The organism is Streptomyces sp. NPDC006643 (assembly GCF_042870175.1).
Classification (GTDB): Bacteria; Actinomycetota; Actinomycetes; order Streptomycetales; family Streptomycetaceae; genus Streptomyces.
In genome coordinates, this window is sequence record NZ_JBIAHA010000027.1 from 109,973 (window position 1) to 124,600 (window position 14,628).

Sequence of the window (14,628 nt, forward strand, 5' to 3'; positions counted from 1 at the left end):
TCTGTCGGCCAGGCCCTAGGCGGGCACGACCTCGACGCCGAACTTCGCGGCGACCTCGGGGTGCAGACGCACGGACACCTGGTGCGAGCCCAGGGTCTTGATCGGCGAACCGAGCTCGATGCGGCGCTTGTCGACCTCCGGGCCACCGGCGGACTTGATCGCCGAGGCGAGGTCGGCCGGGGTGACGGAGCCGAAGAGACGGCCGGCGTCGCCGGAGCGAACGGCCAGACGCACCTTCACACCTTCGAGGCGGGCCTTGATCTCGTTGGCCTGCTCGATGGTGGCGATCTCGTGGATCTTGCGAGCACGACGAATCTGCTCGACGTCCTTCTCGCCACCCTTGGTCCAGCGGATCGCGAAACCACGCGGGACCAGGTAGTTGCGGGCGTATCCGTCCTTGACGTCGACGACGTCGCCGGCGGTACCGAGGCCGGTGACCTCGTGAGTGAGGATGATCTTCATGATTAAGTCACCCTCCCCTTATCGCGCGGTGGACGTGTAGGGCAGCAGCGCCATCTCACGGCTGTTCTTGACTGCCGTGGCGACATCACGCTGGTGCTGCGTGCAGTTGCCGGTGACGCGGCGGGCACGGATCTTGCCACGGTCGGAAATGAACTTCCGCAGCATGTTCGTGTCCTTGTAGTCCACGTACTGGGTCTTGTCCTTGCAGAATGCGCAGACCTTCTTCTTAGGCTTGCGCACAGGCGGCTTCGCCATGGTGTTTCTCCTGTGTGATCAAGAAAGTGGGAGCGAGCTGCCCTAGAAGGGCGGCTCGTCCGAGTAGCCGCCGCCGGAACCGCCGGAGCTTCCGCCCCAGCCGCCTCCGTTGCCTCCGCCACCCTGCTGCTGCGGGGCACCGCCGCCGGCCGGCGCACTGGTCGCCCAGGGGTCGTCGGTGGATGCTCCACCGCCGCCGCCCTGCTGGCCACCACCGGGACCGCCGCCCCAGTTGCCGCCGCCCTGCTGCTGACCGCCGCCACCGCCGCCGTAACCGCCCTGGGCACCGCGACCGGTGGTCTTGGTGACCTTGGCCGTGGCGGTCTTCAGGCTGGGGCCGACTTCCTCGACGTCCAGCTCGTAGACCGTGCGCTTGACGCCCTCGCGGTCCTCGTACGACCGCTGCTTCAGACGGCCCTGCACGACGACGCGCATACCCCGCTGAAGCGACTCGGCGACATTCTCCGCCGCCTGACGCCAGACCGAGCAGGTGAGGAACAGGCCATCGCCGTCCTTCCACTCATTGGTCTGCTTGTCGAAGATGCGGGGAGTGGACGCGACACGGAACTTCGCGACCGCCGCACCGGACGGGGTGAAGCGCAGCTCGGGGTCGTCGACGAGATTGCCGACGACCGTGATGACGGTCTCGCCTGCCATTGGGTGAACCTCTCGGCGGGGATTGCTTCTGCTGCTGGCTGCTACTCGGACCCGATGACGCTGAGCTGGAAGCTCAGTGGGTCTCGGGGCGGAGGACCTTGGTCCGGAGGACCGACTCGTTCAGGTTCATCTGTCGGTCGAGCTCCTTGACGATCGCGGGCTCAGCCTGCAGATCGATGACCGAGTAGATGCCCTCGGGCTTCTTCTTGATCTCGTAAGAGAGACGACGACGGCCCCAGGTGTCGACCTTCTCCACCTTTCCGTCGCCCTCACGGACGACGGAGAGGAAGTTCTCGATCAGCGGGGAGACTGCTCGCTCCTCGAGATCGGGGTCGAGGATGACCATCACCTCGTAGTGACGCATGTGGAACCCACCTCCTTTGGACTCAGCGGCCACGGTCGTTCCGTGGCAGGAGGGTCGTGATGCGTGAGCAACGGTATCGGCCGCCACTGACAATCCCGCTCGACGAGCGATGATCGCGTTCTGGCCTGGGCAGACACCGGTGCAGACCGTACAGACTACCTCTTGACCGGCTTCCGGTTGAAATCCGGCCGGGTACGGACGCACTCTGGACACATCGGGTGTGGGCGGCGTTACGATGCGCCGCCTTCCGGCAAGGCGCCAGGAGGTGCCCCATGGCACAGGCAATGCAACCGAAGACCACCGGTTCTCTCTTCGCCACCGACCACCGGCCCCATCCCCTCCAGGACACCCTGCTCTGGGTGACCGCGGTACTGGGCGTCACCGCCTTCGTCTCGGGGATGTTCGACAACCTGCATCTGCTCAGCTCCTGGACGGGGCTCATCGGCATCCTCACCGGTCTGTACAGCCAGTTCGTCTCGGTGACGACCCACGAACGGTTCGCGACGCTCATGGGCCTGGGCTCCGCCGCGGTCGGCTTCTACCTCGGCATGGCGCACGGCGGACTGTTCGGCGGTGTGCTGGGCTGAGCCGGGCCGCGACGCCCGCTCCGCCCCGTGGCCAGCCGGGGCGCTCCCACGGCAAGTAGGCTTCGGCGCGAGAGCCGGAGCCCCCCTACTCCATGGGGACACATCTGCGAGGAGCGCCCCGCATGACCCTGACGCTGAGCACCATCAGTCGCGAGCAGCATCTGGCGTACATCCAGAGCCTGCCCGCGGCCAGCCACTGCCAGGTCCCCGCGTGGGCGGACGTGAAGACGGAGTGGCGCTCGGAGAGCCTGGGCTGGTTCGACAGGGACGGCCAGTTGGTCGGCGCCGGGCTGGTGCTCTACCGCCAACTGCCCAAGATCAAGCGGTATCTGGCGTATCTCCCCGAGGGCCCGGTCATCAACTGGTACGCCCCGAACCTGGCCGACTGGCTCCAGCCGATGCTCGCGCACCTGAAGCACCAGGGCGCGTTCTCCGTGAAGATGGGCCCGCCCGTGGTGATCCGCCGGTGGGACTCGGCGGCCATCAAGTCCGGTATCCAGGACCAGGACGTCAAGCGGCTGCGCGACGTCGAGGCCACCCATATCGAGCCGCGCGCCTTCGAAGTGGCCGACCGGCTGCGGAAGATGGGCTGGCAGCAGGGCGAGGACGGCGGGGCCGGCTTCGGAGACGTACAGCCGCGCTACGTCTTCCAGGTGCCCCTGGCCAACCGGTCCCTGGACGACGTCCTCAAGGGCTTCAACCAGCTGTGGCGCCGCAACATCAAGAAGGCGGAGAAGGCGGGCGTCGAGGTCGTCCAGGCCGGCTACAACGACCTGGAGGAGTGGCAGCGGCTGTACGAGATCACGGCCGAGCGCGACCACTTCCGGCCCCGCCCGCTCTCGTACTTCCAGCGGATGTGGACCGTCCTCAACTCCGAGGACCCCAACCGCATGCGGCTGTACTTCGCCCGGCACGAGGGCGAGAACGTCGCCGCCGCGACGATGCTCATCGTGGGCGGCCACGTCTGGTACTCCTACGGGGCGTCGGCCAACCACAAGCGGGAGGTCCGGCCGTCGAACGCGATGCAGTGGCGGATGCTCCGTGACGCCTATGCGATGGGCGCGACCGTCTACGACCTGCGGGGCATCTCGGACTCGCTCGACGAGACGGATCACCTGTTCGGTCTCATCCAGTTCAAGGTCGGCACGGGCGGCGAGGCCGTCGAGTACGTGGGTGAGTGGGACTTCCCGCTCAACAAGCTGCTCCACAAGGCCCTCGACATGTACATGTCCCGCCGCTGACCCTGCCCCCGACCCTCTGGACAGCGGAGTGCCGGCGGTCGGCAGACTGCGGTGCCGGACACCGGACAACCCCGCGAGCGCACCCAACAGAACCAATAATTGCGTAAGGCTCCCAAGGCCTCCCAGAACGTTCATATCCTTCATACACCGCAGCCACGAGAAAGGTTCCGGACCGGCATGGCGCTCTCCCTCTACGTCGACACCGCGCGCTGGCGGGCGCACCAGAAGTCGGTCATTGACCAGTTCCCGGGCCTCGTCCCGGTCTGCAAGGGCAATGGCTACGGCTTCGGCCACGAGCGGCTCTCCGAGGAGACCACCCGCTTCGAGTCCGACATCCTCGCCGTCGGCACCATCTACGAAGCCGCCCGCATCAAGGACTGGTTCAGCGGCGACCTGCTGGTCCTGACCCCCTTCCGCCGCGGCGAGGAGCCCGTACCGCTGCCCGACCGCGTCATCCGCTCCGTCTCCTCGGTCGACGGCGTCTTCGCCCTGGTGGGCGCCCGCGTCGTCATCGAGTGCATGAGCTCCATGAAGCGCCACGGCGTCCGCGAGGAGGAGCTGGGCCAGCTGCACGCGGCCATCGAGGACGTACGCCTCGAAGGCTTCGCCCTGCACCTGCCGCTCGACCGCACGGACGGGTCCGACGCGGTCGAGGAGGTCATCGGCTGGATGGACCGGCTGCGCGCGGCCCGGCTCCCGCTGCACACCATGTTCGTCAGCCATCTGCGCGCCGAGGAACTGGCCAGCCTCCAGCGGCAGTTCCCGCAGACCCGCTTCCGCGCCCGCATCGGCACGCGGCTCTGGCTCGGCGACCACGACGCGACCGAGTACCGGGGCGCCGTGCTGGACGTGACGCGCGTCGTCAAGGGCGACCGGTTCGGCTACCGCCAGCAGAAGACCGCCTCCGAGGGCTGGCTGGTGGTCGTCGCGGGCGGCACGTCGCACGGCGTCGGACTCGAAGCCCCCAAGGCGCTGCACGGCGTGATGCCACGCGCCAAGGGCGTCGCGCGCGCCGGCCTGGCGACGGTCAACCGCAACCTCTCGCCCTTCGTGTGGTCGGGCAAGCAGCGCTGGTTCGCCGAGCCGCCGCACATGCAGGTCTCGATCCTGTTCGTGCCGGCCGACGCGCAGGAGCCCAAGGTCGGCGACGAACTGGTGGCGCACCTGCGCCACACGACGACCCAGTTCGACCGCCTCGTGGACCGCTGACCGCCGCACCACCGCACCACCGCCGCACCACCACCACCGGCAAGCCGCCGGACCGGCCACCGACAGGACCGCCGGAGACCACTCAGGGGCCGTACGGGCAGGACACGCCCGTACCGGCCCCTGACACGTTCCCGAGCCTCGCGGCCCCCGTGCCACCGCCTCACGCGGCCCCGGGCGGCCTCATCCCCCACGACACGCGCTGCGACGCCTCCACCGAGTGCGCCGTGTACTCCCGGGGCCGCGCGGCCCCGCCCAGCACGAACACGTCCGGCGCCCCGTCGAGCACCCCGCCCGACGGATCGTCCGACCCGTCGCGCCGTACGCCGTCGCGCTCCGGCAGCAGGATGTCCCGTACGACGACCGCGCACAGATACAGCGTCCCCAGCAGATGCAGCGCGATGGCCAGTTGATAGCCCTCGGTCGGCAGTCCCTTGTGGGCGTCCCCGCTCGTCGTGTATGCGAGATACATCCAGATGCCCAGGAAGTACATGACCTCGCACGCCTGCCAGATCAGGAAGTCGCGCCACCTCGGCCGGGCCAGCGCGGCGAGCGGGATCAGCCACAGCACGTACTGCGGCGAGTAGACCTTGTTGGTCAGGATGAAGGCGGCCACGACCAGGAACGCGAGCTGTGCGAACCGGGGCCGTCTCGGCGCCGTCAGCGCGAGTCCCGCGATCCCCGCGCACGCCAGGACCATCAGCACCATCGACCAGGTGTTGACGGTCTCGACCTCCAGGGACCGCCCCGTGCGCTGCGTGATGATCAGCCAGAACGATCCGAAGTCGACCTGCCGCTCCTGGCTGAAGGTGTAGAACTTCTTCCACCCCTCCGGGGCGAGCAGCATCACCGGCAGGTTCACCAGCAGCCACGAGGCGGCCGTACCGCCCAGCGCCACCCCGAACTCCCGCAGCCGCCCGGCGCGCCAGCACAGCACCAGCAGCGGCCCCAGCAGCAGTACGGGATAGAGCTTGGCCGCCGTCGCCAGGCCGATGAGGATGCCGAAGGCCAGCGGCCTGCCGCGCGACCACATCAGCATCCCGGCCGCCAGGAGCGCGATGGCCAGCAGATCCCAGTTGATGGTGGCGGTGAGGGCGAAGGCGGGCGCCAGGGCGAGGAGCAGGGCGTCCCAGGGGCGGTGCCGGTGGGTACGGGCGACGCAGACGGCGATGACCACGGCGCAGATCATCAGCATGCCCGCGTTGACCATCCAGTAGATCTGTTCGCGGTGCTGGATGTCGCCGCCGCCGGGCGTGAGCCAGGAGGCGACCTCCATGAACAGACCCGTCAGGACGGGGTACTCCAGATACTGCATGTCGCCGGGGAGCCGGTCGAAGTACGGCACGAGATCGTCGGCGAAGCCGCGCCCGAGGAAGAGGTGCGGGATGTCGGAGTAACAGGCGTGTGTGTACTGGGAGCTGGCGCCCCGGAACCACGCCCACTCGTAGCAGGGCATCTTCTGCACCATGCCGAGCGCGAACATCCCGATCGCCACCAGCGCGACCACGCGCACCGGGGTGAGCCGGCTGGTGCCGTACCAGGCCCAGCGGCCGATGGGACCGCCGATCAGCTCGCTGCCGGACGCGGCGATCCTGTCCCGCCGGGTGGGCGGTACGACCGGCCGGTCCTTGGGCACCGTGGAGTCTTCTGTGCTCGGCATGCCGCCCATCCTGCCGTACGCCGCGACGGGTACGGCAAAGGCCGCCGCACCGGGCCGTACACGCTGTGTGTACGTCCCTGGTGCGACGGCCCTCACGTCGCTCTCGGGCGGCTCGCCGGCCCCGGGGCCCGTCAGCCTCCCGGGCCGCCGATCCACCCTCCGCCGTCATTGCCCTCGGAGTCTCCGCCCTCCGGTGGCGGGCTGGACGATGTGCCCGGGCCGCCGATCACGCCGCCGGGATCCTCGCCGCCCGGACCACCCGGATCACCGGTGCCTCCGTCCTCACAGCCGTTCCACTGGTCGCAGGACTCGGTCGGGTCTGTCGTGGCCGACTCCGACGGGTCCGACGACGCCGACTCGGACGCCGACTCCGACGGGTCCGACGACGCCGACTCGGACACCGACTCCGACGGGGACGGCTCCTCGCTCTTCAGGCCGCCGCCGTAGACGCCCTCGCCGATCGGCTCGGGCTCGGGGAACTTCAGGAGTTTCTCGCCCTTCATCGCGACCGTCATGTAGTCCTGCCAGATGTCGGCCGGGAACGACGCACCATGGATCTTGTCCTGGCCGCCGGTGCCGAACATCTCCAGGAACTCGCGGTTCTTGTTCTCCGCGTTGTCGTCCAGCCGGTACATGTCGATGGCGGTCGACAGCTGCGGGGTGTAGCCCACGAACCAGGCCGACTTGTTGCCGTCGGTGGTACCGGTCTTGCCGGCCACCTCACGGCCGTCCGGCAGCTGCGCCGAGGTGCCCGTGCCGCCCTTCTCCATGACCACGGACTTCAGCACGTCCGTCACATTGTTCGCGACGTCGGCGTCGAAGTTGTTCTTGGCCTTCCCCTCGTGCTTGAAGACCGAGACACCCTCCTTCTTGACCTCCTCGACGGAGTAGGGCTCACGCTGGGTGCCGTTGTCGGCGAAGGTGGCGTACGAGGCGGCCATGCGGATGGCGCTGGGGTCGGAGATACCGATGGAGAAGGAGGGGTTGTTGCCGCCCGGAAGGCTGTCCTTCAGCAGTCCCGCGTCGACAGCGGCCTGCCTGACCTGCGGAATGCCGACGTCCATGCCGAGCTGGACGAAGGGGGAGTTGGCCGAGACCTTCATGGCCTCACGCAGATCGATGTCGTCGTAGTCCTTGTCACCGTCGTTGCGCTGGTGCCACTCCTCTCCCTTCTCGTTGGTCCAGATGCCGCCGTCGTAATCCTTGATCTTCAGCTTGTTCTTGCCGTTGTACCGGCTCTTGTCCGGCGAGACCAGCGTGCGCTCTTCGAGGCTCTGCTCCGGCCCGAGCTTGGGATCGCGTACGCCGTCACGCATCGCCGCCGCCAGGACGTACGGCTTGAAGGTCGATCCGACCTGGGCACCCGTCTGGTCGGCGTTGTTGGTGAAGTGCTTGGTGGCGTCCGCTCCGCCGTAGATGGCGACGATCTTGCCGGTCTCGGGCTCCACCGAGGCGCCGCCGAACTGCACGTGGGTGTCGGTCTTCGGGCGCTTCTCGGGGTCGATGTTCTTCTTGTAGATGTCCGTGACGGCCTTGTTGAGCGCGTCGACCTTCTTCTTGTTGAAGGTCGTCCTGATCTCGAAGCCGCCCTTGGCCAGGTCGTCGGCCGTGTAGCCCCGGTCGTTGTTGTTGATGAAGTAGGCCTTGGCGAGGTCCACGAGGTAGCCGACCTGGCCGCCGAGCTGAGCGTTCTTCTTCGGCTTGTCGGGCATCGGGAAGGTGTCGTACTTCGCCCGCTCCGCGGCCTCGAGATGGCCGTCCTTCACCATCTCGTCGAGAATCCACTTCCAGCGCTTCGTCGCGCGGTCGGTGTTGTTCTTCTCGGTGGCGTTCGCGTCGATCGACGGGTTGCCGTTCGGGTCGTAGTACGTCGCGCCCTTGAGCAGCGTCGCCAGGAAGGCGCACTCGCTCGGGTTGAGCTCCTTCGCGTTCTTGCCGTAGTACGTACGCGCCGCCGCCTGGATGCCGTACGCGCCGCGTCCGTAGTAGGAGGTGTTCAGGTAGCCCGCCATGATCTCGGGCTTCTCCATGTCGGCGCCGACCTTGATGGAGATGAACAGCTCTTCGAACTTACGCTTGAAGGTCTGTTCCTGGTTGAGCATGGCGTTCTTGACGAACTGCTGGGTGATGGTCGAGCCACCCTGCGTCTGACCGCCCTTGGCCATGTTGAACACGGCCCGGCCGATGCCCATGGGGTCGACGCCGCTGTCTTTCCTGAACGTCTTGTTCTCCGCCGAGATCACGGCGTTCTGCATCGATTCGGGAATCTGCTCGATCCCGACGATCTGCCGGTTGGTCTCACCACCGGTGGCGACCATCGGTGTTCCGTCGTCCCAGAGGTAGACGTTGTTCTGGGCCTTGGCGGACAGGCTCACCTGAGGCTTCTCGACCAAGGCGTACGCGATGGTGCCCGCGGCCATCAGACCGCCCATGAAGCCGATGAAGAGACCTGTCACCAGCTTCCAGGACGGCATCCAGCGCTGCCAGCCGTCCTTGTTGTAGCGCGGGTAGTCGATGATCCGCTTCTTGCCCGGCCGTCCTCCGCGCCCTCGGCCGGGAGCGGCGCCGGAGCCCGCCGCGCCCCGGCGGCCCCCGCCACGGCCTCGCTGTGCGGCCCTGCGTGCTTCGGCCCGGCCTCCGTAAGAAGGCTCCGGATCGCTGGATTCGGCGTGGGAGGCCGTGGGGACGCCACGGGAAGGGTCCGCACGGCGGCCGGCCGGCCGCTGCGCGGCACGCCTGGCCGCGGCTCGTCCGCCCCCCTGGCCACCCTGCGGCTGTGGCTGTTTGCGACGGTGCTCGCTCATCGAACGACTACTCCTCGGGCAGGCGCGTACGCCTGGAAGCGGCAGTTGAGTTCCGGTCCCCCCGAAATGAATACGGATGTACCCGCCGTAGGGCTCATCCAGCATGCATCCAGAACGATGACGCTCTCACACGTCACGCGGTTCCCGGTGGTCTGCATGGCGCACAGACTACGCAGGGTCAAACCCCTCCCAGAACTGAACTTCATCCCAAACCAGGCAAGTTACACGCTGTGAATCGTTGATGTGACGCCGTTCACGATGGCCCCTCTTGTCCCATGAGCATCGGTGTTCTATCGTCCCGATGTATCGACTCGATACATCGGGACGGCATAAGCGGCCAGAAGGGCGGAGGAGGCGAGCAGTGAGCAGACGCTCGGGCATCCTTGAGTTCGCCGTCCTGGGTCTGCTGCGCGAGTCTCCGATGCACGGCTACGAGCTGCGGAAGCGGCTCAACACCTCGCTGGGGATCTTCCGGGCCTTCAGCTACGGGACGCTGTATCCCTGCCTCAAGACGCTGGTCGCCAGCGGCTGGTTGATCGAGGAGCCGGGAAGCGCCCCCGAGGAGGCGCTCGCCGCGTCACTCGCGGGCCGCCGCGCCAAGATCGTCTACCGGCTCACGGCGGAGGGCAAGGAGCACTTCGAGGAGCTGCTGTCGCAGGCCGGCCCCGATGCCTGGGAGGACGAGCACTTCGCCGCCCGCTTCGCCTTCTTCGGACAGACGGAGCGCGAGGTACGGATGCGCGTGCTGGAGGGCCGTCGCAGCCGGCTGGAGGAGCGGCTGGAGAAGATGAGCGCCTCCCTGGCCCGTACCCGGGAACGGCTCGACGACTACACGCTCGAACTTCAGCGGCACGGAATGGAGTCCGTGGAGCGCGAAGTGCGCTGGCTCAACGAGCTGATCGAGAGCGAGCGGGCGGGACGGGATCAGCGACGACCCGGCCCGGACAGTCCCACCCCTCAGGGGGACGGTCCGTCGCGGAGCGCTCCGAGCGGCGCGACGGGCGGCACGACCAACAGCAACACCACGGGAGACTCTGACGGCCTGCCCCGGCCCCGGGGTGCTTCCGGAGGTTCGCCTCCGGAAGCCCCCGGCCCGCCGGATCCGTCCGGGGACACCACCTCATGAGGTTCCGCAACAGCGCGGGGCTTCATCGCAACATTGAGATCACACACAGGGAGCAACCAGGATGGGTTCCGTTCGCGTAGCCATTGTCGGCGTGGGCAACTGTGCCGCCTCGCTGGTGCAGGGCGTCGAGTTCTACAAGGACGCCGATCCGGCCGGCAAGGTGCCCGGCCTGATGCACGTTCAGTTCGGCGAGTACCACGTGCGTGACGTGGAGTTCGTCGCCGCGTTCGACGTCGACGCCAAGAAGGTCGGTCTCGACCTCGCGGACGCCATCGGTGCCAGCGAGAACAACACCATCAAGATCTGCGACGTCCCGAACTCGGGCGTGACCGTCCAGCGCGGCCACACCTACGACGGTCTGGGCAAGTACTACCGCGAGACGATCGAGGAGTCGGACGAGACGCCGGCCGACATCGTCCAGACCCTCAAGGACAAGCAGGTCGACGTCCTGGTCTGCTACCTGCCCGTCGGTTCCGAGGCCGCCGCGAAGTTCTACGCGCAGTGCGCCATCGACGCCAAGGTCGCCTTCGTCAACGCCCTCCCGGTCTTCATCGCCGGTACGAAGGAGTGGGCGGACAAGTTCACCGAGGCCGGCGTCCCGATCGTCGGTGACGACATCAAGTCGCAGGTCGGCGCCACGATCACGCACCGCGTGATGGCGAAGCTGTTCGAGGACCGCGGTGTGGTCCTGGACCGCACGATGCAGCTGAACGTCGGCGGCAACATGGACTTCAAGAACATGCTGGAGCGCGAGCGTCTGGAGTCGAAGAAGATCTCCAAGACGCAGGCCGTCACCTCGCAGATCCCGGACCGCGACCTGGGCGCCGACAACGTCCACATCGGCCCCTCGGACTACGTGGCGTGGCTGGACGACCGCAAGTGGGCGTACGTCCGCCTCGAAGGCCGCGCGTTCGGCGACGTCCCGCTGAACCTGGAGTACAAGCTGGAGGTCTGGGACTCCCCGAACTCCGCCGGTGTCATCATCGACGCCGTGCGCGCCGCGAAGATCGCCAAGGACCGCGGCATCGGCGGCCCGATCCTCTCCGCGTCCTCGTACTTCATGAAGTCCCCGCCGGTGCAGTACTTCGACGACGAGGCCCGCGAGAACGTCGAGAAGTTCATCCAGGGCGAGGTCGAGCGCTAGACCCGTCGGGGGAGCATGGTTCTCCCCCGTACACGCGACGACGAAGGGTCCCCGGGCAGCCGTCCGGGGACCCTTCGCGTGTGGCGCACCTGCTGTGTGTGACTCTGATCCACATGTCTGTCGTACGCGATCTGCGCGTGCTCCTGCGTCTGCCCGACTTCCGCCGTCTGCTGACCGTGCGTCTGCTCTCGCAGGCGGCCGACGGAGTCTTCCAGGTCGCGCTGGCCGCGCACGTCGTGTTCTCCCCCGAGAAGCAGACCACCCCCGGCGCCATCGCGTCGGCCATGGCGGTGCTGCTGCTGCCCTACTCCCTCATCGGCCCGTTCGCGGGAGTGCTGCTCGACCGCTGGCGGCGGCGCCAGATCATCCTGTACGGCAATCTGCTGCGCGCCCTGCTGGCCGCCTGCACCGCCGTACTGATCCTCAGCTCCCTGCCGGACTGGCTCTTCTACGCCTCCGCGCTGGCCGTGACCGCCGTCAACCGGTTCGTACTCGCCGGACTCTCGGCCGCGCTGCCCCGCGTCGTCGAGGACGAGCGTCTGGTCGTCGCCAACTCCCTCTCCCCGACGGCCGGTACGCTCGCCGCCACCGCGGGCGGCGGGCTCGCCTTCCTGGTGCGGCTGCTCCTGTCCGACTCCGACGCCGCCGTGGTGCTGGTGGGCGCCGCGCTCTATCTGTGCTCGGCGCTGGCCTCCGTCACCATGGCGCGCGATCTCCTCGGCCCCGATCCGGGACTGGTCCAGCCGCGGCTGAGGGTCGCCCTCGCGTCCACCGCCCGCGGTCTCGGAGCCGGGCTGCGCCATTTGGCCGAGCGGCGTGACGCGGCGGTCGCGCTGATCGCGATGACACTGATGCGCTTCTGCTACGGGGCGCTGACGGTGATGGTGCTGATGCTCTGCCGCTACGCCTGGTCGCTCTCCGAGGAGAACGGGCTCGCCCTGCTGGGCGTGGCGCTCGGCGTCTCGGGTGCGGGCTTCTTCGTCGCCGCCGTGGTCACACCGTCGGCGGTCGGGCGCCTCGGCTCGTTCGGCTGGATGGTGACGTGCGCCGCGTCGGCGGCCGTGCTGGAGCCGGCGCTGGGGCTGGCCTTCGCGCCCGCCCCGATGCTCGTCGCCGCGTTCGTCCTCGGTCTGATCACGCAGGGCGCCAAGATCGCGACGGACACGGTGGTGCAGACGTCGGTGGACGACGCGTACCGGGGACGGATCTTCTCCCTCTACGACGTGCTGTTCAACGTCGCTTTCGTGGGCGCGGCGGGGGTGGCAGCGCTGATGCTGCCGCCGGACGGCCGCTCGGCGCCCCTCGTGCTCGGCGTGGCGGTGCTCTACGCGGCGGTCGCGGCGGGGCTGTTCCGCTGGAAGAAGCTCGCGAAGAAATAGCAGAGGAAGCGGCATGAAGAAGGGGGGCAATGTTTCACGTGAAACATCGCCCCCCACTCTGCCACCGCCGGTGGATGTTTCACGTGAAACATCGACCGGCGCGACGGTCTCGGACTCGCCTCAGCTCTGCTGGGCGGCCCACCACTCCTTCAGCGCGCTCACCGCGTCATCGCGCTCCATCGGCCCGTTCTCCAGCCGTAGCTCCAGCAGGAACTTGTACGCGGCCCCGATCACCGGCCCCGGACCGACACCCAGCGTCTCCATGATCTGGTTGCCGTCCAGGTCGGGCCGGATGGAGTCCAACTCCTCCTGCTCCTGCAACTGCGCGATCCGCTCCTCAAGACCGTCGTACGCCCGCGAGAGCGCCGCCGCCTTGCGCTTGTTACGGGTGGTGCAGTCCGAGCGGGTCAGCTTGTGCAGCCGGTCCAGCAGCGGGCCGGCATCGCGTACGTACCGCCGCACCGCCGAGTCGGTCCACTCGCCGGTCCCGTAACCGTGGAAGCGCAGATGCAGCTCCACCAGCCGTGAGACGTCCTTCACCAGCTCGTTGGAGTACTTGAGCGCGGTCATCCGCTTCTTGGCCAGCTTGGCCCCCACGACCTCGTGGTGGTGGAAGGAGACCCCGCCGTCCTTCTCGAACCGCCGTGTCCGGGGCTTGCCGATGTCATGGAGCAGCGCGGCCAGCCGCAGCACCAGGTCCGGCCCGTTCTCCTCCAGGTCGATGGCCTGCTCCAGAACGGTCAGCGAATGTTCGTACACATCCTTGTGCCGGTGATGCTCGTCGCTCTCCAGCCGCAGCTCGGGCAGCTCGGGCAGTACGCGCTCCGCGAGGCCGGTGTCGACCAGCAGCGCCAGGCCCTTGCGCGGATGGCCGGAGAGGATCAGCTTGTTCAGCTCCTCCCGTACGCGCTCCGCCGAGACGATCTCGATCCGCTCGGCCATGGCCGTCATCGCGGCGACGACGTCCGGGGCGACCTCGAAGTCGAGCTGCGCGGCGAAGCGCGCGGCCCTGAGCATGCGCAGCGGGTCGTCGGAGAAGGACGCCTCGGGGGTGCCGGGCGTGCGCAGCACACCGGCCGCGAGGTCCTGGAGCCCCCCGTGCGGATCGATGAACTCCTTCTGCGGCAGCGCGACGGCCATCGCGTTGACGGTGAAGTCACGGCGCACCAGGTCGTCCTCGATGGAGTCCCCGTACGACACCTCGGGCTTGCGCGACGTGCGGTCGTAGGCCTCGGAGCGGTAGGTGGTGACCTCGATCTGGAAGTCCTGCCGCTCGTCGCCGACCCGGCCCTCCTTCTGGACGCCGACCGTGCCGAACGCGATCCCGACCTCCCACACCGAATCCGCCCAGGGCCGGACGATCTTCAGCACGTCGTCGGGCCTGGCGTCGGTCGTGAAGTCGAGGTCGTTGCCGAGGCGACCGAGGAGGGCGTCCCTCACCGAGCCCCCGACCAGGGCCAGGGTGAAGCCCGCCTCCTGGAACCGGTGGGCGAGGTCGTCGGCGACAGGGGACACCCGCAGCAGTTCGCTGACCGCGCGGCGCTGCACCTGACTCAGTGCAAGGGGAGTCTCTTCGTTGGCGTTCGGCACAACAGAAAAGGGTACGTGCCCCGGTCGGCCGCGGCGTCCGAGTTTCCGGTGCACGGGTTTGCGTCGACCCATGAGATTCTTCCGATCATGAGGGTCGGTCCCCGGCACTTCGTCACAGCGCACATCGTTACCATGCGTGGACGCACAATCGAC

General features: G+C 68.1%; 13 protein-coding genes. 6 read left to right on the forward strand and 7 right to left on the reverse strand.

Translation table 11 applies throughout. From position 1 onward, the window contains the following. Window positions 1-15 precede the first annotated feature (15 nt). The 4 genes from rplI to rpsF all read right to left on the reverse strand — a co-directional run bounded on the left by rplI (window position 16) and on the right by rpsF (window position 1,738). On the reverse strand, window positions 16-462 hold the full coding sequence (gene rplI, locus ACFYNU_RS31370) for a 50S ribosomal protein L9 (RefSeq protein WP_023540280.1): 447 nt from the start codon (window positions 460-462) through the stop codon (window positions 16-18). Window positions 463-480: 18 nt separating this feature from the next. After that, entirely contained in the window at window positions 481-717 is a 237-nt protein-coding gene (rpsR, locus tag ACFYNU_RS31375; RefSeq protein WP_003967857.1) for a 30S ribosomal protein S18, read from the reverse strand. 42 nt (window positions 718-759) lie between these two features. After that, window positions 760-1,374: a single-stranded DNA-binding protein gene (locus tag ACFYNU_RS31380; RefSeq protein WP_356595604.1), complete on the reverse strand. Its 615-nt coding sequence runs from the start codon at window positions 1,372-1,374 to the stop codon at window positions 760-762. Window positions 1,375-1,447: 73 nt separating this feature from the next. Then, entirely contained in the window at window positions 1,448-1,738 is a 291-nt protein-coding gene (rpsF, locus tag ACFYNU_RS31385) for a 30S ribosomal protein S6 (protein ID WP_023540278.1), read from the reverse strand. A gap of 272 nt (window positions 1,739-2,010) precedes the next feature. Here rpsF and ACFYNU_RS31390 point away from each other — a divergent pair, with 272 nt between their 5' ends. The 3 genes from ACFYNU_RS31390 (at window position 2,011) to ACFYNU_RS31400 (ending at window position 4,775) form a co-directional block, all read left to right on the forward strand. Further along, a complete protein-coding gene (locus tag ACFYNU_RS31390; RefSeq protein ID WP_356595602.1) occupies window positions 2,011-2,325 on the forward strand; it encodes a hypothetical protein in 315 nt (104 codons plus the stop codon). A 122-nt stretch (window positions 2,326-2,447) separates the two neighbouring features. Beyond that, window positions 2,448-3,566, forward strand: a complete 1,119-nt coding sequence (locus ACFYNU_RS31395) for a peptidoglycan bridge formation glycyltransferase FemA/FemB family protein (RefSeq protein ID WP_356595600.1) — start codon at window positions 2,448-2,450, stop codon at window positions 3,564-3,566. A 177-nt stretch (window positions 3,567-3,743) separates the two neighbouring features. Beyond that, window positions 3,744-4,775, forward strand: a complete 1,032-nt coding sequence (locus ACFYNU_RS31400) for an alanine racemase (protein ID WP_356595598.1) — start codon at window positions 3,744-3,746, stop codon at window positions 4,773-4,775. 160 nt (window positions 4,776-4,935) lie between these two features. Here the strand turns inward: ACFYNU_RS31400 and ACFYNU_RS31405 are convergent, their stop codons facing one another. Both ACFYNU_RS31405 and ACFYNU_RS31410 read right to left on the reverse strand, forming a co-directional pair. Further along, window positions 4,936-6,432 carry a glycosyltransferase 87 family protein gene (locus ACFYNU_RS31405; RefSeq protein ID WP_356595596.1) on the reverse strand — a complete coding sequence of 499 codons (1,497 nt, stop codon included), beginning with the start codon at window positions 6,430-6,432 and terminating at the stop codon, window positions 4,936-4,938. Window positions 6,433-6,563: 131 nt separating this feature from the next. Then, on the reverse strand, window positions 6,564-9,236 hold the full coding sequence (locus tag ACFYNU_RS31410; protein WP_356595594.1) for a transglycosylase domain-containing protein: 2,673 nt from the start codon (window positions 9,234-9,236) through the stop codon (window positions 6,564-6,566). 361 nt (window positions 9,237-9,597) lie between these two features. Between ACFYNU_RS31410 and ACFYNU_RS31415 the strand changes: the two genes are divergently transcribed. The 3 genes from ACFYNU_RS31415 to ACFYNU_RS31425 all read left to right on the forward strand — a co-directional run bounded on the left by ACFYNU_RS31415 (window position 9,598) and on the right by ACFYNU_RS31425 (window position 12,885). After that, entirely contained in the window at window positions 9,598-10,362 is a 765-nt protein-coding gene (locus tag ACFYNU_RS31415; RefSeq protein WP_356595592.1) for a PadR family transcriptional regulator, read from the forward strand. A 61-nt stretch (window positions 10,363-10,423) separates the two neighbouring features. Beyond that, a complete protein-coding gene (locus tag ACFYNU_RS31420) occupies window positions 10,424-11,506 on the forward strand; it encodes an inositol-3-phosphate synthase (protein WP_356595590.1) in 1,083 nt (360 codons plus the stop codon). Window positions 11,507-11,619: 113 nt separating this feature from the next. Then, window positions 11,620-12,885 (forward strand): MFS transporter, encoded by a 1,266-nt coding sequence (locus tag ACFYNU_RS31425; RefSeq protein ID WP_356595588.1) that lies wholly within the window; start codon window positions 11,620-11,622, stop codon window positions 12,883-12,885. 120 nt (window positions 12,886-13,005) lie between these two features. Here the strand turns inward: ACFYNU_RS31425 and ACFYNU_RS31430 are convergent, their stop codons facing one another. Continuing rightward, complete coding sequence (locus ACFYNU_RS31430) at window positions 13,006-14,475, reverse strand: CCA tRNA nucleotidyltransferase (protein WP_356595586.1); 1,470 nt, start codon at window positions 14,473-14,475, stop codon at window positions 13,006-13,008. Window positions 14,476-14,628 lie beyond the last annotated feature (153 nt).

Bases quoted from the DNA above. Each gene is read 5' to 3' on its own strand.
- rplI (WP_023540280.1), bottom strand. From the start codon at position 462: ATGAAGATCATCCTCACTCACGAGGTCACCGGCCTCGGTACCGCCGGC.
- rpsR (WP_003967857.1), bottom strand. From the start codon at position 717: ATGGCGAAGCCGCCTGTGCGCAAGCCTAAGAAGAAGGTCTGCGCATTC.
- ACFYNU_RS31380 (WP_356595604.1), bottom strand. From the start codon at position 1,374: ATGGCAGGCGAGACCGTCATCACGGTCGTCGGCAATCTCGTCGACGAC.
- rpsF (WP_023540278.1), bottom strand. From the start codon at position 1,738: ATGCGTCACTACGAGGTGATGGTCATCCTCGACCCCGATCTCGAGGAG.
- ACFYNU_RS31390 (WP_356595602.1), top strand. From the start codon at position 2,011: ATGGCACAGGCAATGCAACCGAAGACCACCGGTTCTCTCTTCGCCACC.
- ACFYNU_RS31395 (WP_356595600.1), top strand. From the start codon at position 2,448: ATGACCCTGACGCTGAGCACCATCAGTCGCGAGCAGCATCTGGCGTAC.
- ACFYNU_RS31400 (WP_356595598.1), top strand. From the start codon at position 3,744: ATGGCGCTCTCCCTCTACGTCGACACCGCGCGCTGGCGGGCGCACCAG.
- ACFYNU_RS31405 (WP_356595596.1), bottom strand. From the start codon at position 6,432: ATGCCGAGCACAGAAGACTCCACGGTGCCCAAGGACCGGCCGGTCGTA.
- ACFYNU_RS31410 (WP_356595594.1), bottom strand. From the start codon at position 9,236: ATGAGCGAGCACCGTCGCAAACAGCCACAGCCGCAGGGTGGCCAGGGG.
- ACFYNU_RS31420 (WP_356595590.1), top strand. From the start codon at position 10,424: ATGGGTTCCGTTCGCGTAGCCATTGTCGGCGTGGGCAACTGTGCCGCC.
- ACFYNU_RS31425 (WP_356595588.1), top strand. From the start codon at position 11,620: ATGTCTGTCGTACGCGATCTGCGCGTGCTCCTGCGTCTGCCCGACTTC.